The sequence below is a fragment of the Brevibacterium epidermidis NBRC 14811 genome (genome assembly GCF_001570805.1).
In the GTDB taxonomy this organism is placed as follows: Bacteria; Actinomycetota; Actinomycetes; order Actinomycetales; family Brevibacteriaceae; genus Brevibacterium; species Brevibacterium epidermidis.
In genome coordinates, this window is record NZ_BCSJ01000018.1 from 59,131 (window position 1) to 83,934 (window position 24,804).

At 64.9% G+C, this 24,804-nt stretch carries 23 protein-coding genes and 1 tRNA gene; 5 read left to right on the forward strand and 19 right to left on the reverse strand.

Annotation, left to right across the window (positions count from 1 at the left end):
• Positions 1-46: 46 nt before the first annotated feature.
• The 9 genes from BEP01S_RS14790 to BEP01S_RS14830 all read right to left on the reverse strand — a co-directional run bounded on the left by BEP01S_RS14790 (position 47) and on the right by BEP01S_RS14830 (position 7,051).
• Complete coding sequence (locus BEP01S_RS14790) at positions 47-1,300, reverse strand: MFS transporter (RefSeq protein ID WP_083532756.1); 1,254 nt, start codon at positions 1,298-1,300, stop codon at positions 47-49.
• Entirely contained in the window at positions 1,297-2,163 is an 867-nt protein-coding gene (locus tag BEP01S_RS16875) for a nitroreductase family protein (protein WP_157070585.1), read from the reverse strand. Before BEP01S_RS16875 ends, BEP01S_RS14790 begins: the two co-directional genes overlap by 4 nt.
• Positions 2,163-2,693, reverse strand: a complete 531-nt coding sequence (msrA, locus tag BEP01S_RS14800) for a peptide-methionine (S)-S-oxide reductase MsrA (protein WP_062244744.1) — start codon at positions 2,691-2,693, stop codon at positions 2,163-2,165. The genes BEP01S_RS16875 and msrA overlap by 1 nt, the downstream gene beginning before the upstream one ends.
• Positions 2,694-2,744: 51 nt before the next feature.
• On the reverse strand, positions 2,745-3,920 hold the full coding sequence (locus BEP01S_RS14805; protein ID WP_062244747.1) for a hypothetical protein: 1,176 nt from the start codon (positions 3,918-3,920) through the stop codon (positions 2,745-2,747).
• An 87-nt stretch (positions 3,921-4,007) separates the two neighbouring features.
• A complete protein-coding gene (locus BEP01S_RS14810) occupies positions 4,008-4,673 on the reverse strand; it encodes a peptide deformylase (protein ID WP_062244750.1) in 666 nt (221 codons plus the stop codon).
• 13 nt (positions 4,674-4,686) lie between these two features.
• Positions 4,687-5,490, reverse strand: coding sequence for an HpcH/HpaI aldolase/citrate lyase family protein (locus tag BEP01S_RS14815; protein ID WP_062244754.1), 804 nt, complete (start codon positions 5,488-5,490; stop codon positions 4,687-4,689).
• Between the two features lie 8 nt (positions 5,491-5,498).
• Positions 5,499-6,029, reverse strand: coding sequence for a MaoC family dehydratase (locus BEP01S_RS14820; RefSeq protein ID WP_062244759.1), 531 nt, complete (start codon positions 6,027-6,029; stop codon positions 5,499-5,501).
• Positions 6,030-6,121: 92 nt separating this feature from the next.
• Entirely contained in the window at positions 6,122-6,607 is a 486-nt protein-coding gene (locus BEP01S_RS14825; protein ID WP_062244762.1) for an SRPBCC family protein, read from the reverse strand.
• A gap of 93 nt (positions 6,608-6,700) precedes the next feature.
• Complete coding sequence (locus tag BEP01S_RS14830) at positions 6,701-7,051, reverse strand: ArsR/SmtB family transcription factor (RefSeq protein WP_039206441.1); 351 nt, start codon at positions 7,049-7,051, stop codon at positions 6,701-6,703.
• Positions 7,052-7,208: 157 nt separating this feature from the next.
• Between BEP01S_RS14830 and BEP01S_RS14835 the strand changes: the two genes are divergently transcribed.
• Positions 7,209-8,030, forward strand: coding sequence for an HAD-IIA family hydrolase (locus tag BEP01S_RS14835; RefSeq protein ID WP_062244766.1), 822 nt, complete (start codon positions 7,209-7,211; stop codon positions 8,028-8,030).
• 160 nt (positions 8,031-8,190) lie between these two features.
• Here BEP01S_RS14835 and BEP01S_RS16880 read toward each other — a convergent pair whose 3' ends face one another.
• Positions 8,191-8,652, reverse strand: coding sequence for a hypothetical protein (locus BEP01S_RS16880; RefSeq protein WP_157070586.1), 462 nt, complete (start codon positions 8,650-8,652; stop codon positions 8,191-8,193).
• 36 nt (positions 8,653-8,688) lie between these two features.
• Here BEP01S_RS16880 and BEP01S_RS14840 point away from each other — a divergent pair, with 36 nt between their 5' ends.
• Positions 8,689-9,342 carry a hypothetical protein gene (locus BEP01S_RS14840; RefSeq protein WP_157070587.1) on the forward strand — a complete coding sequence of 218 codons (654 nt, stop codon included), beginning with the start codon at positions 8,689-8,691 and terminating at the stop codon, positions 9,340-9,342.
• Positions 9,343-9,632: 290 nt separating this feature from the next.
• Here BEP01S_RS14840 and cls read toward each other — a convergent pair whose 3' ends face one another.
• The 4 genes from cls to BEP01S_RS14860 form a co-directional block, all read right to left on the reverse strand.
• Positions 9,633-11,105 (reverse strand): cardiolipin synthase, encoded by a 1,473-nt coding sequence (gene cls / locus BEP01S_RS14845; protein ID WP_062244772.1) that lies wholly within the window; start codon positions 11,103-11,105, stop codon positions 9,633-9,635.
• 180 nt (positions 11,106-11,285) lie between these two features.
• On the reverse strand, positions 11,286-12,458 hold the full coding sequence (locus BEP01S_RS14850; RefSeq protein ID WP_062244775.1) for an acyl-CoA dehydrogenase family protein: 1,173 nt from the start codon (positions 12,456-12,458) through the stop codon (positions 11,286-11,288).
• Between the two features lie 57 nt (positions 12,459-12,515).
• A complete protein-coding gene (locus BEP01S_RS14855) occupies positions 12,516-14,513 on the reverse strand; it encodes an acetyl/propionyl/methylcrotonyl-CoA carboxylase subunit alpha (RefSeq protein WP_062244777.1) in 1,998 nt (665 codons plus the stop codon).
• A gap of 23 nt (positions 14,514-14,536) precedes the next feature.
• A complete protein-coding gene (locus BEP01S_RS14860) occupies positions 14,537-16,150 on the reverse strand; it encodes a carboxyl transferase domain-containing protein (protein WP_062244780.1) in 1,614 nt (537 codons plus the stop codon).
• A 134-nt stretch (positions 16,151-16,284) separates the two neighbouring features.
• Here BEP01S_RS14860 and BEP01S_RS14865 point away from each other — a divergent pair, with 134 nt between their 5' ends.
• Positions 16,285-16,911: a TetR/AcrR family transcriptional regulator gene (locus tag BEP01S_RS14865; protein ID WP_062244782.1), complete on the forward strand. Its 627-nt coding sequence runs from the start codon at positions 16,285-16,287 to the stop codon at positions 16,909-16,911.
• A gap of 66 nt (positions 16,912-16,977) precedes the next feature.
• Here the strand turns inward: BEP01S_RS14865 and BEP01S_RS14870 are convergent, their stop codons facing one another.
• From BEP01S_RS14870 to BEP01S_RS14880, 3 genes are all read right to left on the reverse strand, one after another.
• Positions 16,978-17,898, reverse strand: a complete 921-nt coding sequence (locus tag BEP01S_RS14870) for an NADP-dependent oxidoreductase (protein ID WP_062244784.1) — start codon at positions 17,896-17,898, stop codon at positions 16,978-16,980.
• A 138-nt stretch (positions 17,899-18,036) separates the two neighbouring features.
• Positions 18,037-20,214 (reverse strand): 3-hydroxyacyl-CoA dehydrogenase NAD-binding domain-containing protein, encoded by a 2,178-nt coding sequence (locus BEP01S_RS14875; RefSeq protein WP_062244787.1) that lies wholly within the window; start codon positions 20,212-20,214, stop codon positions 18,037-18,039.
• Position 20,215: 1 nt separating this feature from the next.
• Positions 20,216-21,424, reverse strand: a complete 1,209-nt coding sequence (locus BEP01S_RS14880) for an acetyl-CoA C-acetyltransferase (protein WP_062244790.1) — start codon at positions 21,422-21,424, stop codon at positions 20,216-20,218.
• Between the two features lie 285 nt (positions 21,425-21,709).
• Between BEP01S_RS14880 and BEP01S_RS14885 the strand changes: the two genes are divergently transcribed.
• Positions 21,710-22,114 carry a hypothetical protein gene (locus BEP01S_RS14885; protein ID WP_062244792.1) on the forward strand — a complete coding sequence of 135 codons (405 nt, stop codon included), beginning with the start codon at positions 21,710-21,712 and terminating at the stop codon, positions 22,112-22,114.
• Positions 22,115-22,206: 92 nt separating this feature from the next.
• Here the strand turns inward: BEP01S_RS14885 and BEP01S_RS14890 are convergent.
• Positions 22,207-22,279: transfer RNA gene (locus BEP01S_RS14890), tRNA-Thr, on the reverse strand.
• A 208-nt stretch (positions 22,280-22,487) separates the two neighbouring features.
• On the opposite strand from BEP01S_RS14890, the gene BEP01S_RS14895 reads away from it, so the two are divergent.
• Positions 22,488-23,606 carry a M20/M25/M40 family metallo-hydrolase gene (locus tag BEP01S_RS14895; RefSeq protein WP_062244794.1) on the forward strand — a complete coding sequence of 373 codons (1,119 nt, stop codon included), beginning with the start codon at positions 22,488-22,490 and terminating at the stop codon, positions 23,604-23,606.
• A 40-nt stretch (positions 23,607-23,646) separates the two neighbouring features.
• Here the strand turns inward: BEP01S_RS14895 and BEP01S_RS14900 are convergent, their stop codons facing one another.
• Positions 23,647-24,804, reverse strand: a complete 1,158-nt coding sequence (locus BEP01S_RS14900; RefSeq protein ID WP_062244797.1) for a DNA polymerase III subunit delta' — start codon at positions 24,802-24,804, stop codon at positions 23,647-23,649.

The window sequence follows — 24,804 nt, forward strand, 5'->3', positions numbered from 1 at the left end:
CTGACTTCTCGGAATCAGAACCGGGGCGCGCCCAGCCGCACCTGCGTCACTGAGTCGAAGCCGGCTGCCTCGGTCGGGTCTCGCGGCCGAAGAACCACAGACCGGCGGCGATGATGCCGAGGACACCGGTGAGCAGGAACGCCCACGAGTAGTCGAAGTGGTCGACGACGGCTCCGGCGATGATCGGGCCGAGGATCGCTCCGCCGTCGAGGGCCATCTGGTAGCGGGCGAGCACTCGGCCGCCCTTGCGTTCGCGGCCGATGACATCGGCGACGGTGGCCTGTTGCGCGGGATTGGCCAGGCCGGATCCGACTCCGGCGATGACCGAGAAGGCGAAGAACAGCCAGATCGAGTCGATGAAGGCCAACGCCGCGGTCGTCACGCCGAGGACGAACAGACCCCATTGGATGAAGGGCTTGCGCCCGACGGTGTCCGCGAAGCGCCCCACGACCGTGACCGCCGAGGCATTGCCGATGGCGAACATGGTCAGAGCCAGTCCGGCCACGGCCGTATCGGCCTTGAGTGCCTGGATGGCGAAGAGCGGGTAGATGGCCACGCGGATGCCCATCGCCGACCAGCCTTGGACGAAAGCGGAGATGAGCGCGGAGCGGTAGGCCGAATCCTTCCAGGCTTCCCGGAAGGACATGACTTCCTGCTGCTCCTTGTCCTTCTCCGCCTCCAGGCGGGCACGCCCGGACTTCGTGGAGGAGCCGAATGAGGCGGTGGAGCCGAGGAAGACGCGGACGACGATGGCGGCGATGAGCAGACCGACGGCGTAGATGACGAACGGGATGCGCATCCCCCATCCGGCCATCGCTCCGCCGAGGACGGGGCCGGCGATATTGCCGACAAGGAACGCAGTCGCATAGGTCGACGAGGCTTTCGCACGGGCGTCGATCGGGGCGAGGCGGACGATGAGCGCCATCGCGGAGACGCTGAACATCGTCGAGCCGATGCCGCCGAGTCCGCGGAATATCAGCAGCTGCCAGTAGCTCTGGGCGAAGGCGACGGCCGCGGTGGAGGCGGCGACGATGAGGAGGCCGGTGATGTAGATGCGGCGTTCGCCGAAGGCATCGACGAGGCGGCCCGACGAGGGTGAGAACACGAACCGGAAGAACGCGAACGAGGAGACGACGATGGTTGCGGCGGTGACTCCGAAATTGAAGCTCGCCGCGAACTGCGGCAGGACGGGAGCGATGATGCCGTACCCCAGGGCCACGATGAAGGCCGCTGCCACGAGGACGTAGATCTCCTTGGGCAGGCGGCGGGTTTCTGGAGTCTCGGTGTCGGGTGTGCTCACAGGGTATCGAGGAACTGTTCGGGTTTCGGCAGAGGGCGGGTGCTCGTGGTCAGGCGCTGTCGGTAGCGTTCGGGAACGGCTCCGATGTAGAACCAGCCCATGAGCAGTTCGTGGTCGTCAAGGCGGTGGAGGCGGCGCACCGATTCGGTGTTCGTCAGGGTTCCCGACCGCCACATCACTCCCCAGCCTGCTTGCCACAGGGCGAGTTCGAGAAGGTGTCCGGCACCGGCGGCGGTGGCGTGCTGCTCCCATTCGGGAACCTTGTCGTGCTTGACCGGTGAGGAGACGAGGGCGAGCAGGAGTTCTGCTCGCAGCGGCTTCGTGTTGGTCTCTCCCGGTTTGCGGACCACTCCGGCGGCTTCGTCGAGGGCCTCGCCGAGGCGGTACCGGTCGTCTCCGCGGATGATGAGGAAGCGCCAGGAGCGCAGGGCCTTGTGGTCAGCGACCGAGGAGATCGAACGGATGATCTCGAGCAGATCGGAGTCGTTCGGGGTCTCCGGGTCGACCTTCGAGATCGACCGCCTTGTGCTCAGGGCGTGGAGGACGGGATCGGCGACGATGTCGATCGATGACGGGACCGAGTAGTCGGGTCCGCGGCGGGTGGACGCGATGGTCGCGGTGCCGGCCTTCGCCGAGGAGGCGGCATCCTCGGCGAGGTCGGTGTTCTTCTCACTCCGCGCCGAGCGAGCGGTCCGTGCGTCTTGCGCGGCGAGATCCTTCGCCCACGGGCCGGTGTTGCCGTCGAGGAAGTGGGCGCGCACGCGGTCTTTGGTCACTTCGCAGGCGTCGCCGCTCGCGTCCTTGGACCGTTTGTGGTGCTTGTGTTTGGACTTCTTGCACTTGTCCTTCTTGTGGCTGCCCATCAGCTCACCCATTCGGCGAACGCGGTGCGTGCCTTGCTGAGTTTCGGGTCGATGATGACACGGCAGTAGCCGTTGCCGGGGTTCTGGGTGTAGAAGTCCTGGTGAACATCCTCGGCGGGATAGAACGTGGCGAGGGGTTCGAGGGTAGTGACGATCGGATCGTCGAACAGGGACTGCGCGGATTCGATGGCTTCGGCGAAATGCTGCTTCTCGGTTTCGTCACGGTAGAACATGGCCGACCGGTACTGGGTGCCGACGTCGTAGCCCTGACGATTGAGGCTCGTGGGGTCGTGGCCGGTGAAGAACAGGCCGAGGATGACCTCTTCGGGGACGATGTCGGCGTCGAAGGTCACCTGCAGGGCTTCGGCGTGGCCGGTCATGCCGGAGCAGACCTCGCGGTAGCCGGGGTTGTCGGTGTGGCCGCCGGTGTAGCCGGAGATCACTTCTCTCACGCCGGTGGTCCGCTGGTAGACGGCGTCGAGGCACCAGAAGCAGCCGGCGCCGAGGGTGAGGGTATGAAGATCGCTCATAATCCGTATAACGATGACACGCTCAGGTTATTCCCGGCACCGGCGGTTCGGTCAGTTGCCATCGGTTCGAAAGGTCAGCTGATCGGGCGCGGGCCACGTCGCCAGCATGGTCGACTGTTCTTCCTCGTCGATGATCTCGAAGCTGCTCCAATAGCCCGCATCGTCTGACTCCTGTTCGAGCCCCTCGGGGTGAAGCGTTCCCGGCACAGAATCAGCAGGAAGATCATCGGAGACTCTGACCTCGGAATCGGGAGCGCTGAACGAGATTCCGTCGAGATAGCCGTTGACGATGCTCAGGCTCAGTTCCATCACAGATGTCGCCCCCGGCTCCTTATCCATGGTGTCTCTGATGCCGACGACTGGGTATGTCTGCGTTCCCGGGACCACGCGCGGGGATGAAGCAGAGGGATAGACATCGATGCGCTCGATGTCCTCGTCACCGATGACCTCGGCCAGCTGGTCGGGGGCCAGCGTGATCGGTTCGTTTCCCGGATACTCAGTACGCGGGTAGTTGACCCAGACGACGAAGCGGGCGGTGTCGAGCTGCTCGGACACAGCCTCAGCGGTGGTCTGCCCTATGGGATGCGGCTGTGACAGCAGGAGGTTCACGGACTCCCGGATGTGGGTGGGCAGTTCGATCTCGACCGGTGCGTAGTCGAGGTCCTCGACGTCGTCGGCCCAGCTCTCGACCTTGTCGATGAGAACGGCTGTCAACGCGACGATTCCGCCGTTGACGACGGCGTTGAGACCGCGGCCGACTCCGCTCGGAAGTTTCTCATCGACTTTCTCCGCCAACCGCTCCGTCAGCGGCCAGAGCGCCCAGGAAGCCGCTCCCGCTGCTGCCGCGGTGACCGCATTGAGGAACGCCGGTGACGTCACGCTCGCGTGCTCGTCCCACCAGGTATCCGCGTCGGCATCGCTGTCGAGTGCTCCGACGTCAGAGATGTGCGCAGGAGTGGAAGCATATCGGACGGGTCCGCTGTCTCTGCTGGTGAAGACCTCGAGGAACTCGTTGAGGCCGCTCGATCCACCGACCCGTCCGAGGAAGGCGCTCGACCCGGTCAACCAGGTCAGGCCCGCATTGGCCAGGGCGTTTCCCGCTCTCAGGCCGGTCTGGCGTTCGGCAGAGACGTCGCGGCGGCGCACCAGTGCGAGGGCACCGGTACCGAGTGCGGCAGCGGTGCGGACGGTTCGGTGATGACGAAGGGGGATGTCGGGAAGTCGCATGTCCTCATCGAAACATGCCCGCCTGTGACGCAGATGAGAGCGGTCAACAGTCCCGGCGGCGTCCGGACCGGCGACCGCGGCGGAAGTTCACATCACCATGCCCGAAGGCAAAGAGAAGCCGAGTTCGGCGGCGGCCTTCTGCGTCGAGGGGTGGTGCCAGAACTTCGCCACGGATTCGTTCGTCGCCAGGGACCGCATCTCGGCTTTGTCGAGGAAGAGGATCCCGGACAGGTGGTCGGTCTCGTGGGCGACGATGCGCGCCGACCAGCCGCTGACCTCCTCGGCGATGGGGTTGCCTTGCAGGTCACGGCCGGTCAAGGCGATTTTGCGCGGACGGGCGACGACGGCCTGGTAGCCGGGGATCGACAAGCATCCCTCATAGAAGGCGACGTCCTCACCACCGGCGCGTTCGTAACCCGCGTTGAGGACGACTCGCAGCGGCATCGGTTCCCGCTGCCTGACTTTCGCGACTTCGGGATCGCGGGCGCCGGGATCCTCGGCGACGAACATCGACAGGGCGATGCCCACCTGCGGGGCGGCGAGGCCGACGCCAGGCGCTGCGAGCATGGTTGCTCGCATCACCTCGGCGAGCTGCTCGAGTTCGGCGTCATCGACCTGCCCGTCGAAGGGGCGGGTGTCGGTGCGCAGGACCGGGTCTCCGGCCTCGACGATGGGCGCGGTCCCGTCCCCCGCCTCGGCGGCGGTGAGGACGGCGCGGATCTGGTCGGCGACGAGCGCGTCGGCGGCGTTCACGAGGCGGTGCCCCTCAGCTCGCGCGGGCGACGATGAGTTCGGCGTGCTTGAGCAGCGGGGCGTCGATCATCTTGCCCTCGAAGGAAAACGCACCCTTCTCCGTCTTCGCCAGATCGAGCACGGACTGCGCCCATTTCAGCTGTTCGTCGCTGGGACGGAAGGCGTCGCGGACGACGGGCACGTGATTGGGGTGGATGGAGACCTTGCCGGAGAATCCGGACTGCACGGCGTCTTCGGCTTCGGCTGCCAGTCCTTCGAGGTTCGGGATGTCGGCCCAGATCGAGTCGAGGGCGAATTTGCGGTGGGCCCGGGCGGCGAGGAGGGTCTGGCTGCGCACCTGCTTGGCCACGTCCCGGTAGTCACCGTCGTCCTTACGCGACGAGCCTCCGCCGAGGTCGGCGATGAGATCCTCTGATCCCCACATCAGCGCGAAGACATTCGGGGCGGCGGCGATCTCGGCGACGTTGACGGCCCCGAGCGCGGTTTCGATGAGTGCGATGACCTGGAATCCGGACAGGATCGACAGATCCGTTGCAAGCTCTGCCTTCGGCAGCATCACGGCCGTGTACTCGGTGCGCGCAAGCATCTTCAGGTCCTCGCCGAGGTGGCCCGAATCGTGGGAGTTCACCCGCACGACCGTACGGGTGGGGTCGAGCGGGAAGTCGACGACGGACTCTCGCGCCGCGGCTTTGTCGGCCTCATTGACGGCATCTTCGAGGTCGAGGATGACGATGTCAGAGCGTTCGGCCGCTTTCGTGTAGCGGTCGGGGCGGTCGCCGGGGACGAAGAGCCAGGCGGGTTTGAACTCGAGTGCCATGTGGGTGCTCACTTTCCGGATTCGGACTGGTCGGCGGTGTCAGCTGCGGACTTCGTGGTTGCGGACTCGTGGCTGGAGTCGAACATCATCGCCTGGCGGACGGCCTTCGCAACGAGCTTGCCGTCCTGGTTGTAGCCGCGGTGTTCGAAGGTGACGATGCCCTGGCCGGGACGCGACTTCGAATTGCGTTTGTCGAGGATCGTCGTCTCCGCGTAGAGGGTGTCGCCGTGGAACATCGGTGCCGGGAAGCTGACCTCGGAGAAGCCGAGGTTGCCGACAGTCGTCCCCTGCGTCAGCTGGGACACGGACAGACCGATGAGGGTGGCCAGGGTGAACATCGAGTTGACGAGGCGCTCACCGAAGGGCTCGGTGGCCGACCATGCTGCGTCGAGGTGCAGGGCCTGGGTATTCATGGACACGGCCGTGAACAGGGTGTTGTCCGCCTCGGTGATGGTGCGGCCCGGTGCGTGCTTATAGGTGGCGCCGACTTCCATCTCGTCCAGCCACAGACCTCGTTGTGCAATGACCTTGTCGCTCATGTAACGCTCCTCACTAGTCGTGATTTGAGTTTATCGCCATTCACCGGATCCCTGCGACCCCGGGTCGCAGGGGTCCAGTGGAAGCAGTTCGACTAGGCGCTGAGTTCGGTGTCGAGTTCGTTGAAGGCCGATGACCATCCGTCGTACGCGCTTGCGTCCGAGCCCGAGTCGTTGGGCAGACCGATGAGAGTGAAGGTCATGCGGGTGTGGTCGGCGTCGATCTCCTCGAGTGCGACGCTCATGCGCGGAGCGTTATCAACGTCACCGGGACTCCCCCACGTGAAGTCGAGGCGGGCCGGTTCGTCGATGTGGAGGTACTTCCCGGCGGTCGGGAATTCCTGGCCCGTGTCGGGGATCCGCATCGTGTAGGTGTATTCGCCGCCGACCCTCAGGTCGACGGATACGGATTCGCGTGGGGTCACCAGCGTTTCGGGGTGAAACCAGCGGGCCATGACGTCCGGATTCGTCCAGGCTTCCCAGACGCGGGCGCGCGGTGCGGCGAATTCGCGGACGATGGTGAATCCGGGCTCCCCCGCCTCTGCGCTGATGGGGTCGATTACTGTGCTCTCGGCGTTCATCGCTGTTCTCCTCCTTGAGTCGTGCATGATGCTGAGTCGTATTTGATGTCGGCGTCGTTCGGTTCGTCGTTTTGTCGATGTCGGTGCCGCGGTTCAGTCCGCGGCCGACGGATCGGTCGTTGCAGGGTCGGTGGGCACCTCCTCGGCGAGGATGCGGTCGAGGTTGTCGAAGCGCTGCTGCCATTCGTCGTGGGCCGACTGCAGCCAGCCGGTCGCCTCGGTGAGAGCATCAGCATTGAGCGAGACGATGCGCTGCTGCGCGGATTTCGACCGCGTGATGAGCCCTGCCGTCTCGAGCACCTTGAGGTGCTGGGAGACCGCGGAACGGCTGATCGGCAGCGGCTCCGCAAGCTCACCCGCACTCTTGTCTCCTTCGCGCAGCCGATCGATGATCGCCCGACGAGTCGGGTCGGCCAACGCCGCGAAGACGAGATCCATACTCATTTAAGCATCCCCTTAATTAAGTGATTACTACAATACACTTCTCGGTCACGACGTCAAGGGATACGGCATCATCGGATCGGACTTCTCAGCACACTTGCGTCCAACCCGACTAGGCTGGAAGCAGCCGCTTCGGCCCACCCCGAGCTCGAGGAGAGACATGGATCGCGATTCGATCGACTGCTGGCTGACCGACATGGACGGCGTCCTGGTCAAGGAGAACAATCCTCTGCCGGGAGCCGCAGAGCTGCTCGCCCAGTGGCGCCAGGCCGATATCCCCTACCTGGTGCTGACAAACAACTCCATCTACACCGCTCGCGACCTCTCCGCCCGGCTGCGCTCGAACGGGCTCGACGTCCCCGAGTCGAACATCTGGACCTCGGCGATGGCCACCGCGGATTTCCTGTCCAATCAGGTCGAGCGCGGAACGGCCTACGTCGTCGGCGAGGCGGGGCTGACCACGGCGATCCACGAGGCCGGGTTCGTCATGACCGAGCACGACCCGGACTTCGTCGTCGTCGGCGAGACCCATTCCTATTCATTCGAGGCGATTACGAAGGCCATCCGCCTCATCGATGCCGGCTCCCGGTTCATCGTCACGAACCCGGACGCCACCGGCCCCTCCCCCGAGGGCGTCCTGCCGGCCACCGGCGCCATCGCCGCCCTCATCACGAAGGCGACGAACCGCGAGCCCTACGTGGTGGGCAAGCCGAACCCGATGATGTTCCGCTCGGCCCTGAACAGGATCGGCGCCCATTCGATGAGCACCGCGATGATCGGCGACCGCATGGACACCGACATCATCGCGGGTATGGAAGCGGGCATGCACACCGTGCTCGTGCTGTCGGGAATCTCCACCGCCGAGGATGTCCGCCGCTTCCCGTTCCGACCCAACGAGATCGTCGACGGAGTCCACGAGCTGCTCGATGTGCCCCTGGAGAACCGCGGAGAGCTCGGCCCCGACCCCACCGGCTCCGCCTGAGGCAGCCCCGCACCTGCGGCGCCGGACATACAGCCTCCCAGCGGCGAGAAGCTGGCGCCTGCAGCCTCCACCTGGCGACAAACGGGTTGAGGCACACGTCGATTCGCCGAAAAACGGGCTGAGTGTCGAGACACGGGTGTGCCCACGCGTTTTTCGACACTCAGCCCGTTTCTCGATGAAGCTGCCCCGGCGACCGCTCCGCGGCCCGCGGCCGCCCCAGCACAGGAGAGCACCCACGCCAGACTCTCCGGAACCCGATTACCCAATGCTGAATATGCGGTTTGATGCCATTTGATCTTTTTTCATTGCATTTATTGCGTATTTGGTTCATGCTTGATGAATGTTCCAAGTGCTGACGACGCGGCAGCTCCGTGAACTCGGTATGACCCGCAAACAGATGGCCGAAGCGGAACGATGCTGCCTGCGCAGAGTCAGGAAGGGCCACTTCGTGATCCGCAGGGCCTGTGACGATGACCATCACGGACCCATCCGCGGTCTTTCTACGGATCACGACACTTCGTTCCCGACTGTTTTCGGAGATCTGCGAGACGAAGCCGAGGAACTGCGGGTCCAGATCGCATGCCGCCTCGATTCTCTTCGACCGGGAGATGTGTTCTCTCATGTATCGGCTGCGCTCATCCACCGTCTCGACCCGGCCTTGATCGAATCATCGAAAGTCGAAATCTCCAGGGACTCCCCTACCCGCAACTACGATGACGTGCTGATGTACTCGCGAAGACTTCCACCGGAAGAGATCTCATCCGAGTTCGCTTATCCGGTCACTACTCTGCCCAGGACCTTGGCCGATGTTTCCCTTGACCGTTCGCTCGAGGTTTCCGTGCCGCTCATCTCTCAAGCGCTCCGTGCGGGAAAGGTCGACCGGTCGGACATCACAGAGCGGCTGGTGAAAGGGAAGCGGGGACGCAGAAGAGCCCTATTGGCTGTCGAGCTCTCGAGTGCTGAGTATGAATCCCCTGCCGAGGCGGTATGTGCGGTGAAATTCCACCGGTTCGGAATCACTGGGATGGTCCCGCAGGTCGAGACCTTCACAGAGTCAGGCAGATTCATCGGCCGAAATGACTTTCGGCACAAGTGTGCAGCCGTCGCAGTGGAAGTCCATGGTGTCGGCAAGTTCTACCTCAGCCCTGACGGTCCCGATGAAGCGTCCAAAACGAGCCATCAGCGCAATATGGATCTGCTCAATGCAGGCTTCACCGTCTTCAACCTGAGCTTCGGAGACCTCTTCAGGCCCCGTATTTTCGCCGCGATCAAGCGAGCTATCGAGACCGCGAATCAGCGAAAAACGGGCTGAGCGTCGAGACACGGGGGTGCCCACGCGTTTCTCGACGCTGAGCCCGTTTCTCGGTGAAGCAGCCTTGCCGCAACCCGTTTCTCGACACTCAGCCCGTTTCTCGATGTGTCAGTACACTGCACCCGAGCGCTTCAACAGCCCGTACATCGGAGAGCATCGGGGCGAGAGGAGGTCTCGCTACGAGTCAGGCGCCTCGAGCGCCCCGCGCTGCACCGCCCGCGCCGCAATGCGAGCGCCTGCCCCTCACCGCAGAACCCGCACCCGCCGCACACGCGGCCCCAGCTGCCCGGCTACTGCAGCGAAGAGGTCAGGCGCATGACGGACTCCATATACCGGCGGGGCCATGGCCGCTTCTCCCATTCCTCGAGGGTGAGTTCGCGGCTGACGTCCTGGTAGTCGGCGACGACGTCGATGATGTCATCAACTAAATCCCCTCCCGTGGTCAGCAGGCTGATCTCGTAGTTGAGGCCGAAGGAGCGCATGTCCATGTTCGAGGAGCCCATCACGGCATAGATGTCGTCGACGATGAAGCACTTCGTGTGCAGCACAGCGGGTTTCGGGTACAGGAAGATCCGCACCCCTGCCTCGAGCAGCGATCGGTAGTACGACGACTGTGCCCGGTCGACCATGTACTGGTCGGCCTGCTCGCTGACGTAGAGCTCCACGTCGACCCCACGCCGGGCCGCGGTCTCCACTGCGGCCAGCAGCGATTCGTCGGGCACGAAGTAGGGACTGACGATGGCCAGACGCTTCTGCGCCAGATACATCATCGACGTGAAGACCTTGAGGTTCGGAGACGTCGTGAATCCGGGCCCGGAGGGAATCAGCTGCATGGCGCTCGTCGCTCCGCCGACCTCGGGCTCATTGCCGTCGCGTTCGTAAGGGCGGATGCCCAGCGCCTGCCCCGATTCGGAGTACCAGTCGGTGGAGAACGCCGCTTCGATCCCAGCGACGATGGGCCCGGAGAGCTCGACCATGATGTCGTGCCAGTTCCGGCCGATCTGCGAGTTCTTCCTGTTGAGGTAGCTCGAGTCGATCATGTTCTGCGAGCCCATCATCGCCCGCCTGCCGTCGATGACGAGCAGCTTGCGGTGATTGCGCAAGTCGATGCGACGGGCTTTGCCGCGCCACGGAATGAACGGCAGCATCAGGTGCCACTCGATTCCCGCGGCGTTCAGGCGCTTTCCCAGCCGATGGAATCCCGGATACTTCCGCGACCCGATGTGGTCGAAGAGGACGCGGACTTCGACTCCGCGTGCCGAGGCCCGCTCCAGCGCCCGGAAGAACACGTCCGTCGTCTGATCCCACGCCATAATGTAGATCTCGACGTGGACGTACTCTGCGGCTTCGTCGACGAGTTCAGCCATCCGCTCGATCGATTCTTCGTAGTCCGCGATCACTCCATGGCTGTCGCCGGTGACCATCGGCAGTGCGGTCAGTGCCCGTCCCAGCTGGGCGACGGAGACGAATTCCGGCTCGGCGACCAGCGACGGCGGCACATCGGGCAGGTCATCGGCACCTTCGTGCATGAGTTCGTTCGCTTCGGCCTGGATCCGGGCGCGGCGCTGATTGATATAGGGGCTGCCGAGCAGCAGGAATGCGGGAATTCCGACGATCGGCACGAACAGGATGAGCAGCAGCCAGGCCGAGGACGATGACGGGCGACGGTTCTCCGGCACCACACCGACCGCGATGATCTTCACGATGTATTCGATGACGATCCACGTCGTCGTTGCCACCGATGCCACCATGCTGAGATCCATGTGCTCCCACTTCCCCTTCGGTCGCCGTCTCACCTCACGGTGTTATCGGACCAGAATATCGCCCGCCGAGGCGGCCCTGCACGTCCGTACGGAGGCGCGGGACCGCCTCGGCGGGCGATGTCGGCATGGGTGACCGACGGAAGGTCGGCACCCACACTCAAGTCAGGATGTGAACTGAGCTCAGAGTCCGAGTTCGCGGGCGATGAGCATGAGCTGGACCTCGGTGGTGCCTTCGCCGACTTCGAGGATCTTCGAGTCGCGGTAGTGGCGGGCGACGAGGTATTCGTTCATGAAGCCGTAGCCGCCGTGGATCTGGGTGGCGTCGCGCGCGTTGTCCATGGCCGCTTCGCCGGCGATCATCTTCGCGATGGCGGCTTCCTTCTTGAACGGCAGTCCGGCGAGCATCCGCGAGGCCGCGAGGTAGTACGCCGACCGGGCGGCGACGACGCGGGCCTCCATACGGGCGATCTTGAAGGAGATGCCCTGGAAGTCGGCGATCGGCTTGCCGAAGGCCTGGCGCTCCTTCGCGTACTTCACGGATTCGTCGACACAGCCCTGGGCGGCACCGACGGACAGGGCGCCGACGGCGATGCGGCCCTCGTCGAGGATGCGCAGGAAGTTCGCGTAGCCGCGACCGCGTTCGCCGAGCAGGTTCGCTTCGGGCACCTGCACGTTGTCGAAGGTGAGCGGGTGCGTGTCCGAGGAGTTCCAGCCGACCTTGTCATAGGCCGGTTCGGCGGTGAAGCCGGGGGTGCCGGTCGGGATCATGATCGTCGAGATCTCAGGCACTTCGCGGCCCGACTTCGACGTTCGGGTTCCGGTCACGGCGGTGGCGGTGACCAGGCGGGTGATGTCGGTGCCGGAGTTCGTGATGAAGCACTTGCTGCCGTTGATCGTCCAAGTCCCGCCCGCCAGCGTGGCCTTGGTCCGGGTGCCGCCGGCATCCGATCCGGCCTCGGGTTCGGTCAGGCCGAAGGCGGCCAGGCCCGAGGCGTCGGTGAGCTTCGGCAGCCATTCCTTCTTCTGCTCTTCGGTGCCGAAGCGGTAGATCGGCATCGCTCCGAGCGAGACTCCGGCTTCGAGGGTGATGGCCAGGGACTGGTTGACCCGGCCGAGTTCTTCGATGGCCAGGCACAGGGCGAAGTAGTCGCCGCCCATTCCGCCGTACTCTTCGTCGAAGGGCAGGCCGAAGAGTCCCATCTCGCCCATCTTCGCAACGAGGTCGTAGGGGAACTCGTGCTTGGCGTCGAGTTCGGCCGAGACAGGTGCGACCTCTTCGTCGGCGAACTTCGCGACGCCCTGGCGCAGGTCTTCGTATTCTTCGGGCAGCATGCCCGGAACAAAGGTTTCCATTGTTTCCTCCCGCTTGTGGCGTGGTTGTGGCGTGGTTGTGGTGTGAGTGGCTGGTGACTATTCGGTGGCCTCGGCTGCGGCTTCGTCGACGACGGTGGCGAGCACCTCGTCGAGTGCGACCTGGGCGCCTGCGACGGCGACGACGTTGACGATTCCGGCGGCGGGTGCGGTGAGCACGTGTTCCATCTTCATCGCCTCGACGACGACGATCGCATCGCCCTGTTCCACTGAGTCCCCGGTCTCGACCTTGATGTCGACGACGGAGCCGGGCATCGGTGCGAGCACCTCGGCGCCCTCGAGTCCCGGCGTCAGCGACGAGTCCGCCAACGGTCGGGTGAAGACGTGGATTCCGGAGTCGGTGCTCACCCAGATGCTGCGGTCACGGGCGTCGGAGAAGATCCGGGCGGTGTGCTGGATCCCGTCGAGCGTGACGTGCCACAGACCGTCGGCATCGACGTCGACGGCTCCTGCACGGACGTCGACCTCGCGGCTCTGCCCGCCGCCGGCCAGGGTGACCGTGGGACGGAAGTCCGGACGCGAGGTGCGCCAGGCGCTCGGTCCGGCCCACACCGAGGCGGTCGGCCGATTCGCTGAGAGCTCGGCGGCCGTGACCGGCCCGGTCAGGGTAGTGCCTGCCGCTCCCCCGGTGACCGTGACGGCTGCCGCCGCCAGCTGCGCGTGGAGCTCACCGGCGGGGTGCGCCAGCTGCTCCTCGCTGAGGTTGTCGATGAGTGAGGTGTCGAGGTCACCCGCGACGACCTCGGGCAGGCTCATGAGGGTGCGCAGGAAGTCGATGTTCGTCACGATTCCCGGTACCGCAGAGGCGGCGAGCGCCGAATCGAGGCGGGCGATGGCCTGGGCACGGTCATCGGCGCGGACGATGAGCTTCGCGATCATCGGGTCGTAGTCCGAGGCGATGGTCTGCCCGGCTTCGAGTCCGGCGTCGACGCGAATGCCCTCCCCCTGCGGGAAGACGACGTCGAGGGCACGACCGCCGGTGGGCAGGAATCCGCGCGAGGGATCCTCGGCGTAGATGCGGGCCTCGATCGAGTGCCCCGTCAACGTGATGTCGTCCTGGGTCAGCGGCAGCGGTGCACCGGTGCCGACGAGCAGCTGGAGTTCGACGAGATCGACCCCGGTGACCTCCTCGGTGACGGGATGTTCGACCTGCAGACGGGTGTTCATCTCCATGAAGAAGAACTCGTCAGGGCGGTCGGCGCCGACGATGAACTCGACGGTTCCGGCGCCGACGTAGCCGACGGACTTCGCGGTCTCGCAGGCGGCCTGACCGATCCGTGCTCGGGTCGCCTCGTCGAGGAGTGCGGACGGGGCCTCCTCGATGACCTTCTGATGGCGACGCTGCAGGGAGCATTCGCGTTCGCCGAGGTGGATGACGTTGCCGTGCGCATCGGCCATGATCTGGACTTCGATATGGCGCGGGGTGGCGACGAGGCGTTCGAGGAACAGGGTGTCGTCGCCGAAGGAGCTCGCGGCTTCACGGCGGGCGGTCTTCAGCGACTCCGCCAGCTTCTCGGGTTCGAAGACCGCGTGCATGCCCTTGCCTCCGCCGCCGGCGGAGGGCTTGATGAGCACGGGGAAGCCGATGTCGTCCGAGGCAGCGATGAGGGCCTCGTCGCTCATCGCGGCGTCCTTCGTACCGGGAACGAGAGGCACACCGCGCGAGGACACCGCCTGCTTCGCCGTGATCTTGTCACCCATCGTCCGAATCGCCTCGGCTCCGGGGCCGAGGAATACGATTCCCGCGTCGGCGCAGGCGGCGGAGAATTCGGCGTTCTCCGACAGGAATCCGTAGCCGGGGTGGATGGCTTCGGCTCCCGTGGCCTGTGCTGCGGCGATGACCTTGTCGATGCGCAGGTAGGACTCTGAGGCGGCGGCGGGCCCCAGGTGGACCGCTGTGTCCGCGGCTTTGACGTGGGCGGCGTGGGCGTCGGCATCGGAGTAGACGGCGACGGTGCGGATGCCGAGACGGCGGCAGGTGCGGATGACGCGCAGGGCGATCTCGCCGCGGTTGGCGATGAGGACGGTTGTGAACATAGTGGATGTCGTCATGGAGGGGCTCACATTCTGAAGACGCCGTAACCGCTGGCATTCAGCGGGCGCTCCATCGGTCCGAAGCGGGAGAGTTCGAGGGCCATGGCCAGCACCTGGCGGGTGTCACCGGGTTCGATGATTCCGTCATCCCACAGACGTGCCGTCGAGTAATACGGGTTGCCCTGGGCTTCGTACTGGTCGCGGATGGGCTGTTTGAAGGTGTCTTCGTCCTCCGTGCTCCATTCTTCTCCGCGCGCCTCGAGCTGGTCGCGCCTGACGGTGGAGAGCACGCTGGCGGCCTGTTCGCCGCCCATCACGGAGATGCGGGCATTGGGCCACATCCACAGGAACCGCGGGGAGTACGCGCGGCCGCACATCGAGTAGTTTCCGGCACCGAAGGAACCGCCGATGACGACGGTGAACTTGGGCACGCGGGCGGTGGCGACGGCGTTGACCATCTTCGCTCCGTGCTTGGCGATGCCGCCGGCTTCGTAGTCGCGGCCGACCATGAAGCCGGAGATGTTCTGCAGGAACACCAAAGGCACGCTGCGCTGGTCGCAGAGTTCGATGAAGTGGGCGCCCTTCTGCGCGGATTCGCCGAAGAGGATGCCGTTGTTGGCGATGATGCCGACGGGGTGTCCGTCGAGGTGAGCGAATCCGGTGACGAGGCTCGTGCCGTATTCGGCTTTGAACTCGTGGAACTCGGATCCGTCGACGAGGCGGGCGATGACTTCGCGGACGTCATACGGTGTGCGTGAGTCCACGGGCACCACGGAGGTCAGTTCGTCCGGGGAGTGCGCGGGCAGGCGGGGTTCGATGACGTCCCAGTTCGCATTACCCTTCGGCCCGAGGGTGGAGACGATGTCGCGCATGATCTCCAGCGCGTGGGGGTCATTGGCTGCGAGGTGGTCGGTGACGCCGGAGACGCGGGAGTGCAGCGCTCCGCCGCCGAGCTCTTCGGCGGTGACTTCCTCACCCGTGGCGGCTTTGACCAGGGGCGGGCCGCCGAGGAAGATCGTCCCCTGCTCGGAGACGATGATCGATTCGTCGGCCATGGCCGGGACATAGGCGCCGCCGGCGGTACATGAGCCCATGACGGCGGCCAGCTGCGGGATTCCGGCCGCCGAGAGTGTGGCCTGGTTGAAGAAGATGCGGCCGAAGTGCTCACGATCGGGGAAGACGTCGTCCTGGTTCGGCAGGTTCGCACCGCCGGAGTCGACGAGGTAGATGCACGGGAGGTTGTTCTCTTTCGCGACTTCCTGAGCGCGCAGGTGCTTCTTCACGGTCACCGGGTAGTAGGTGCCGCCCTTGACGGTGGCGTCGTTGGCCACGATCACGCATTCGCGTCCGGCGACCCGGCCGATGCCGGTGATGATTCCGGCTCCCGGGCTGGCGTCGTCGTACATGCCGTTGGCGGCCAGCGGTGAGAGTTCCAGGAAGGGGGTGCCGGGGTCGAGGAGTTGTTCGACGCGGTCTCGGGGCAGAAGCTTTCCGCGATCGATATGGCGCTGTCTCGACTTCTCGGAACCGCCGCGGGCCGTGGCCGCGATGCGCTCCCGGAGTTCAGCGATGAGCTCGGCGTGGGCCTCGGAGTTGACTTGCCCCGTCGCCGGACTGACCGCAGTTCCCACTGCTCTCATTCCATCCTCATTTCAGTTAATAACTGTTAACTGACTGCTATGATACTGCTCACAAGCAAAACTGACAACGTATGAGCTCGACCGCACCGACGGGTTCCGAGACAGTGGGGACGAGGCTCAGGGAAGGACGCCGGATGGCGATCTCAGACGAGACCAAACCGACGGCACGGGCAGCTGCGAAGGCAGCCAGACGCGAACAGCTGCTCGAGGTCGCGAAGACGCTCTATGCCCGGCACGGCTTTCACGGGGTCCGCCTCGACGACCTGGGCAAGGGCGCGGGAATCTCGGCACCGGCGGTCTATCGGCACTTCTCATCGAAGGAGGCCGTGCTCGAAGAGCTGCTCGTCGGCATCTCCGCCTATCTGCAGTCCGGTGGCGAGGAGATCGTCTCCGCAGCCTGTGACACCGATACGGGGATCTCCCCCACCGAGGCGGCCCAGACCCTTCGTCGCCTCATCGACTTCCACGTCGACTTCGCCATGAGCGAGCCCGAACTCATCCGCATCCAGGACCGTGACCTCGAGGCACTGCCGGACGAATCGCGGCGGACCGTGCGCCGTCTGCAGCGCGCCTATGTCAGCCGGTGGGCCGAGGTCGTCGAAGCCGCACATCCGACCTGGACGCTCGAGGAATCCACGGTGCGCGTGCACGCGGCGTTCGGAATGATGAATTCGACCCCGCACCAGGCTCGCCGCTCCAGCGCCGAGGTAGTCGAGGTCGAATTGCGCGCCGCGGCAGCCGCGGCGCTGGGGCTCAACTGAACCTGACCGGATCAGCCGAGCCCCGCCTCGGCGATCTTTCGACCACCGAGGATGGTCACCCAATGGTCAGGGGACGATGACGAGTTTGCCGCGCACGTGGCCAGCGGCGCTGTCCTTGAACGCCTGGGGCACTTCGTCGAGACCAAAGGTTCCGGCAACCTCGACGGTCAGCTTGCCTTCGTCGACGAGGAGACCGAGCCTGGCCGTCTCGGATCCGTCGGGACGTACCCAGATGTAGCGTCCGCCGTGTTCGGCGACGCTGGGATCGGCCACCGAGGCGTGGCTGCCGCCCTCGGCGAGCACGGCCAGGGTGTCTTCGAGGACTCCCCCGACGAAGTCCGCGACCCCGTCGACCTTGCCGTCGGCGACCTCGAGGACGCGCTCGACCAGACCGTCGCCGTAGGTCACGGGTTCGGCGCCGAGCCCACGCAGGTACTCGTGGTTGGCTTCCGAAGCGGTGCCGATGACGCGGGCGCCGGCGGCTCGGGCGATCTGCACGGCGAAGCTGCCCACTCCCCCGGACGCTCCGTGGACGAGCACGGTCCTGCCTTCCAGGTCACCGAGGGACTCGAGGGTGCGCAGAGCGGTGCCGCCGGCCAGCGGCAGACCGCCGGCCTGTTCCCAGCTGAGGCTCTTCGGCTTCGGAGCCACCGCATGGACCGGGACCGCAACCTTCTCTGCGAAGGTTCCTCCGCCCAGCACGTCCTTACGGGCATAGGCGACGACTTCGTCCCCGATCGAGAATTCCGGGGTGTCGAATCCGAGACCGACGACGACTCCGGCGACATCCCAGCCCGGGGTGACGGGAAACTGTGTGGGCATGACCGGGTCGAGGTGCCCGCCGACGAGCTTCCAATCGACAGGGTTGACCCCTGCCGCTCTGACTTCGATAAGCACCGAGGCCGGCGGCACCTTCGGGTCGGGCAGGTCCCGAACCGTGATGTCGTCGAAGTTCTCGGTGTAGGCGTCATAGACGGCAGCGCGCATAGCAATGGCCTTCCGGTAGATGTCAGTGACACTGAGATTTCAGTGTCATCGGACAACACCGGAAGGCCATCTGGCTATTCCAGGTGCCGTCCCGCCTCGGCGATCGTCAGGGCGGGAACGGCACAGCTGACCTGCGATTTACTCGTAGGTCTCCCCGGTCTTCGCGCGCTCGACCAGCGATGCCGGCGGGGTGAAGTGCTCGCCGTACTTCGCGGCGAGTTCGTTCGCGCGTTCGACGAAGCCCTGCAGTCCGCCTTCGTACTGGTTGATGTACTGGAGGACGCCGCCGGTCCAGGCGGGGAATCCGATGCCGAAGATCGAACCGATGTTCGCATCCGGAACCGAGGTGAGCACGCCCTCGTCGAGGCACTTGACCGTTTCGATCGCCTCGGCGAAGAGCATCCGCTCCTGGAGGTCGGCGAAGGGCTGATCATTCGATCCCGATTCGTACTTCTCGCGCACACCCTGCCACAGCGTGGTGCGTTTGCCGTTCTCGTCGTAGTCGTAGAAGCCGGCGCCGTCCTTGCGTCCGGTCCGTCCCTGCTCGACCATCCAGTCGAAGACGGCTTCGGAGGGGTGGGCTATCCAGGTGCCGCCCGCGGCCTCAACCGCGTCGCGGGTCTCCTGGTTGATCTTCTGCGACAGGGTCAGCGTCAGCTCGTCGAGCAGCTGCAGGGCACCCGTGGGGTACCCGGCCTGCAGGGCCGCCTGTTCCACGCTGGCCGGTTCCACTCCCTCGCCCACGGCGGCGACCGCCTCGGCGATGAAGGTGCCGATGACGCGGGAGGTGAAGAATCCGCGCGAGTCGTTGACGACGATCGGAGTCTTCCGGATCTGCTGCACGAGATCGAAGGTGCGCGCGAGGACCTCATCGGAGGTGTTCTCGCCGCAGATGATCTCGACCAGCGGCATCTTGTCAGCCGGCGAGAAGAAGTGGACGCCGATGAAGTCCTTGTCCCGGGTGACGCCCTTCGCCAGGTCGGTGATCGGCAGGGTCGAGGTGTTCGAACCGAGGACCGCATCAGGCTCGACGATGTCCTGGATCTCCTGGAACACCTTCTGCTTGAGATCGACGGACTCGAAGACCGCTTCGATGACGAAGTCGACACCGGCGAAATCCTCGGCCGAGGCGCTCGGGGTGATCCGGTCGAGGACAGCCTGCGACTTCGCCTCGGTGGTCTTGCCCTTGGCCAGGGCCGATTCCTCACGCTTGGCGGCGTAGGCCTTGCCCTTCTCCGCGTTGGCGAGCTCGACGTCCTTGAGGACGACCTCGATGCCCGACTTCGCAGCGCTGTAGGCGATCGCCGCCCCCATCATTCCGGCGCCGATCACGCCGAGCTTCTTTACCTGACGGGGTTCGAAGCCGTCAGGGCGCGAGCCGCCGGAGTTGATGTGGCCGAGGTCGAAGAAGAACGCCTTGATCATGTTCTTCGCCACCGGAGTATGGGTGACGTTGACGAAGTAGCGGGATTCGACCGTCAGCGCGGTGTCGATGTCGACCAGCGCGCCTTCGACGGCTGCTGCGACCACGGCTCGCGGAGCCGGCATCGGTGCACCCTTGCCCTGCTTGCGCAGCAAGGACGGCAGAGCGGGAAGCATCGCGCCGATCTTCGGCGAGGACGGCGAGCCACCCGGGATCTTGAAGCCCTTGACGTCCCACGGCTGCACAGCCTCGGGGTTGGCTTTGATCCAGGCCTTGGCCTTGGACTCGAGTTCGGCCGCAGGAGCGAGTTCGTCGATGAGGCCGAGCGCCTGGGCGTCGGCGGCCTTGAACTTCGTCGACGGCAGGATGGCCTTCTGCAGGGCGGTCTGGATGCCGAGCATGCGCACCGACCGGGCGACTCCGCCCCCTCCTGGCAGCAGGCCGAGTGAGACCTCGGGGAAGCCGAAGCGGGCGCTCGGGTTGTCGTCGGCCGCGATCCGATGGTGGGCGGCCAGAGCGAGTTCGAGTCCGCCGCCCAGGGCCGCGCCGCCGAGGGCGGCGACAACGGGTTTGCCGAAGGTCTCGAGTCGGCGCAGCACCTTCTTGAGGTGTTCGACAGCCTCGAATTCCTCTGCGGCATTGGCCGGGTCGGCTTCACGCAGCTTGTTGAGGTTGCCACCGGCGAAGAAGGTCTTCTTCGGGGAGGTGAGGATGACGCCGGTGATGTCGTCGACATTGGCTTCGAGCCATTCCACGGTCGCCTCGAGGGCGGCCGCGAAGTAGTCGTTCATGGTGTTGACCTTGGCACCGGGCTCGTCGATGACGACGGTGACGATGCCATCGGCATCGGTGTTGCGCTGGTAGTCGGCAGCTGTGGTTTCAGTGTTCGTCATGTCAGACCCTTTCGATGATCGTCGCGATGCCCATGCCTGCGCCGATGCACAGGGTGACGAGTCCACGCTTAAGGTCGCGGCGCTCGAGTTCGTCGAGAACAGTGCCCAGAATCATGGCGCCGGTGGCTCCCAGCGGGTGGCCCATGGCGATGGCTCCGCCGTTGACGTTGACCTTCTCGTGGGGGATGTTGAGATCCTTCATCCACTTGAGCACGACGGCGGCGAATGCCTCGTTGAGTTCGAACAGATCGATGTCATCGACGGTCATGCCGGCTTTGTCAAGGGCCTTCTTCGTCGCCGGAGTCGGACCGGTGAGCATGATGGTGGGTTCGGACCCAGTGACTGCGGTGGAGACGATCCGGGCGCGGGGCTTCATCCCCATCTTCTGACCGACTTCCTCGTCGCCGAGGATGACGAGCGCAGCTCCGTCGACGATTCCGGAGGAGTTCGCGGCGGTGTGGACGTGGTCGATGGCTTCGATCCAGTGGTACTTCTGCAGGGCCACCTCGTCGAACCCGGTCTGAGCGGCGAGCTTGGCGAAGGCTGGTGGCAGCTGAGACAGCGATTCGACGGTCGATCCGGGACGCATGTGCTCATCGCGGTCGAGCACGGTGATGCCGTTGATGTCCTTGACCGGGATGATCGAATTTTCGAAGAGGCTGTTCTCCCAGGCCGCGGCGGCTCGCTTCTGCGATTCGGCGGCGAAGGCGTCCACGTCTGCACGGCTGAAGCCCTCGGTGGTGGCGATGAGGTCGGCACCGATTCCCTGGGGCACGAAGTACGTGTCATAGTTCGTCGCCGGATCCTGCGCCCAGGCTCCGCCGTCGGATCCCAGCGGCACACGGGACATCGATTCGACGCCACCGGCGAGGACGAGGTTCTCGAATCCGGAGCCGACCTTCTGGGCGGCGATGTTGACGGCTTCGAGCCCGGAGGCGCAGAAGCGGTTGACCTGAACGCCGGCGACGGACTCGTCGAGGCCGGCGGCGATCGCGGCGACACGGGCGATGTCGCTGCCCTGTTCGCCGACTGGAGAGACGACGCCGAGGACGATGTCGTCGATGGCCTTGTCGTCGAGATCGGGGTTGCGCTCGCGGAGAGCGTCGATGAGCCCGGTCACGAGATCGATGGGTTTGACGCTGTGCAGCGCCCCGCCGCGGTTCTTACCGCGTGGGGTGCGCACCGCGTCGTAGATGAACGCTTCGCTCATGAATTCCTCACAGACTGGATGGAAGATCGACCCTGAGATCTGATCGATCGTTCAGTAACATTCGCACGTCCCATTGTGCCCCGGTTTCGGGTGACGAGCAACACACGCTGGTCCCGTTCGGAGCATGGCGCGACCGCGGATCGGAGAGGCGCGGATTGAGACGACAGCCCCCACTGACCTCTCGAACTGATAACAGTTCTCCGGCCGAGTCATTTCGGCGGCACCGAAAGACAGCAGGTGTGGTTAAGATGGCTCGACTCATCATTTCTGACCCCCTGGAGAATCATGTCCTTGACCACCCCTGCCCGCACGAAGATGGGCTCGAAGCTGATGGCGCTGACCCTTGCGGCCGGCCTGCTCGCCGGCCCCATCGCCGTCGACGCGGCACCTGCCGAAGCTGCGACGAAGAAATGCGCAGTGAAGATGTCTAACTCGAAGCCCCGCCAGTACTCGAACACCTGGGTCAACGTCTCGAAGGTCGGGCCGAAGGCCAAGGTTGAGACCATCGCTCACTACAAGACGACGAAGACGAAGAAGAAGGCCACCGCATCGAAGAAGGGCAAGGCCTCACTGAAGTACTACATCTCCGGAGCGACACCGGGCAAGAAGGTTTCCGTGACCGTGACGGCAAAGAAGGGCAAGACGACGTGGAAGTGCTCGACGTCGTTCAAGCCCGTGAAGAAGCGCTGAGCGTCTGAGAGTCTCGCGTCCTCGGCGCAGACACGACGGATGCAAAATGCCCCTCTGATCATCATTTCTGCTGATCAGAGGGGCTGTTGCCGAGCCGCCTGCGGGAATCGAACCCGCGACCTATTCATTACGAGTGAATCGCTCTGCCGACTGAGCTAAGGCGGCAACCGAACCAACTTTAGCCAACTTCTCTGCCAGCGGTCAAAACGGCGATCGCCCTGCTGGGCGGTAGAGACAGAGAGCTTCGTCACCCCCTTACTGACGGGCGACATCCGGGCGTCCGGCCCGCCGTCGAGCGGGTGCCGCACAGCAACAGTCGCGCACCCGCTAACCTTGAAAGGACAGTTGGCACAGACACGAGGGTGAGACATCCATGGCAGAGTTCGACTCCGACGACTTCATGAGTGATTTCCAAGCGCTCATCGAATGCGAGTCGTTCTCCAACGACCTCTCTTTATTGGCCCGCAGCGCCCGGCTCGTCTCGCGCATCGGCACCGGGATGCTCGGTGCCGCGCCTCAGATCATCGAGACCGACGGCCACCCGCATGTGCTGTGGCGCTTCGGCACCGGCCCGCGCAAGGTCGTGCTCATCGGTCACCACGACACTGTCTGGCCCACCGGCACGCTCGCCGACTTCCCGTACTCGGTCAAGGACGGGGTGGTCCGCGGACCCGGCGCCGATGATATGAAGGGCGGACTGCTCATCGCGATCTACGCCTTGGCGAAGGTCCGTGCCGAACTCGGCAGCCTCGATGGTGTCAGCCTCCTCATCACTGCCGATGAGGAACTCGGCTCCCCGGGCTCTCGGCAGATCATCGAAGACGAAGCCCGCGGGGCGAAGGCCGCTCTCGTGTTCGAAAGCGGCGCCGCGCATGGTGCCGTCAAGATCGCTCGCAAAGGAGTGGCGATCTATCAGCTCCACGTCACCGGTCTGGCATCGCACGCCGGAGTCGAACCGGAGAAGGGAATCAACGCCACCATCGAAGTGGCCAACCAGGTCATCGAAATCGCCGCACTGCACAAGCCCGCGGTCGGCACCTCCGTCGTTCCGACCGTGATGACCAGCGGATCGACCACGAACACCGTGCCTGCCAAAGCCGTCGTCGGCATCGACTCCAGAGCAGCCTCGGCGAAAGAGCAGGTGCGCATCGATGACGCTCTGCGTGCGCTGTCGCCCACCGTGGCCGGTGCCAAGATCGAACTCAAGGGTGGCATCAACCGCGCACCGCTCGAAGAGGACATGGCCATGGGCCTCTATGCCCGAGCCCAACGTCTGGCCGGACGACTCGGACATCCACCGCTGCGGTCGGTCGCAGTCGGCGGCGGATCTGACGGCAACTTCACCGCCGGAGTCGGAACACCGACTCTTGATGGTCTCGGCACAGTCGGCGGAGGATCCCACGCCCGCACCGAACATGCTCTGCAGATCTGGATTCCCCGCCGCATCGAACTCACCGCGGCACTCGTCGCAGAGCTCCTCACGGAGAGCTGAGGGGCCTGCTGCTCCCCCAGCAGCTGTCGGGCCCCGGAACTTAGATCGCGCCGGTGCGGTCTTCCTGCAGCCAGGGGTTCGACAGCAGCACGAAGGCTGCTTCGACGATGAGCACCGGCGACATGTTCGTCTGCAGACGCTGGCGGGCCTCGGTGATGGCGTCGATGCGCAGCAGCGTGGTGTCGGGACCATCCCGGTTCGCCTGTTCGGCGATGAGGTCGACTTCGCCCGCGTTGATCCACCCGTCACGGATCCCCAGCTGGTACATGAGGATGTCGCGGTAGAGGCTCATGAGTTCGAGGAAGATCCGGTCGAGCTCATCGTTGCGGGCCCGCACCGAGCGGCGCTTCTGCTCCTCCTCGAGCTTCCTGATCTGCGCTCTGGCCGACGGCGGAATCGTCTTCTCCCCTTCGACACCCAAGGTGGTCAGCAGCTGAGTCCGCTCGGCGGCGTTGCGCTCTTCGACTCGTGACTTCGCGGTTTCGGCAGCGTTGTCGACGATGCGGCCGGCCAAACGGATCGTCGCCCCCACGGAGGTGAGTTTGCCGGGGATCGCGAGAATCTGTTTACGTTCGGCATCAGCCGATTCGTTGAGTGCGAGGTATTTCGCGCGCCCGATGTGGTTCTGGGCCACTGCGGCAGCCCAGTGTGCGCGATCTTCCGAGACGTTGTCGCGCTGCATCAGCAGCTGTGCCACGGCATCCCGAGAGGGGATGCGCAGTCGCACAGGACGACACCGCGACCGGATGGTGGTGAGCACATCGATCGGACTCGGCGCGCACAGCAGCCACACGGTTCCCGGAGGCGGCTCTTCGATGGCTTTGAGCAGCACGTTCGCGGTGCGCTCCATCATCCGGTCGGCATCTTCGATGATGACGACGCGCCATTTCGAGTTCACGGGCGACGCCTGTGCCTTGGACACGAGTTCACGGACCTCTTCGATCGATATGACCGATTTCTGCGTCGACATGATCGTCAGGGACTCGTGATGACCCGACAGCACTCGGGCGGTCACGTCATTCGATTCAGTGCCCCCGGAGATGAGCGCGGCGGCGAAGGCGCGTGCCGCATTCGATCGGCCCGACCCGGGCGGTCCGGTGAACAGCCACGCATGGGTCATCGCCGCCGGGTTGTCGAGCGCATAGCCGAGCTGGGTGATGACGTCATCCTGGCCGACGAGTTCGTCGAAGACGCTCAC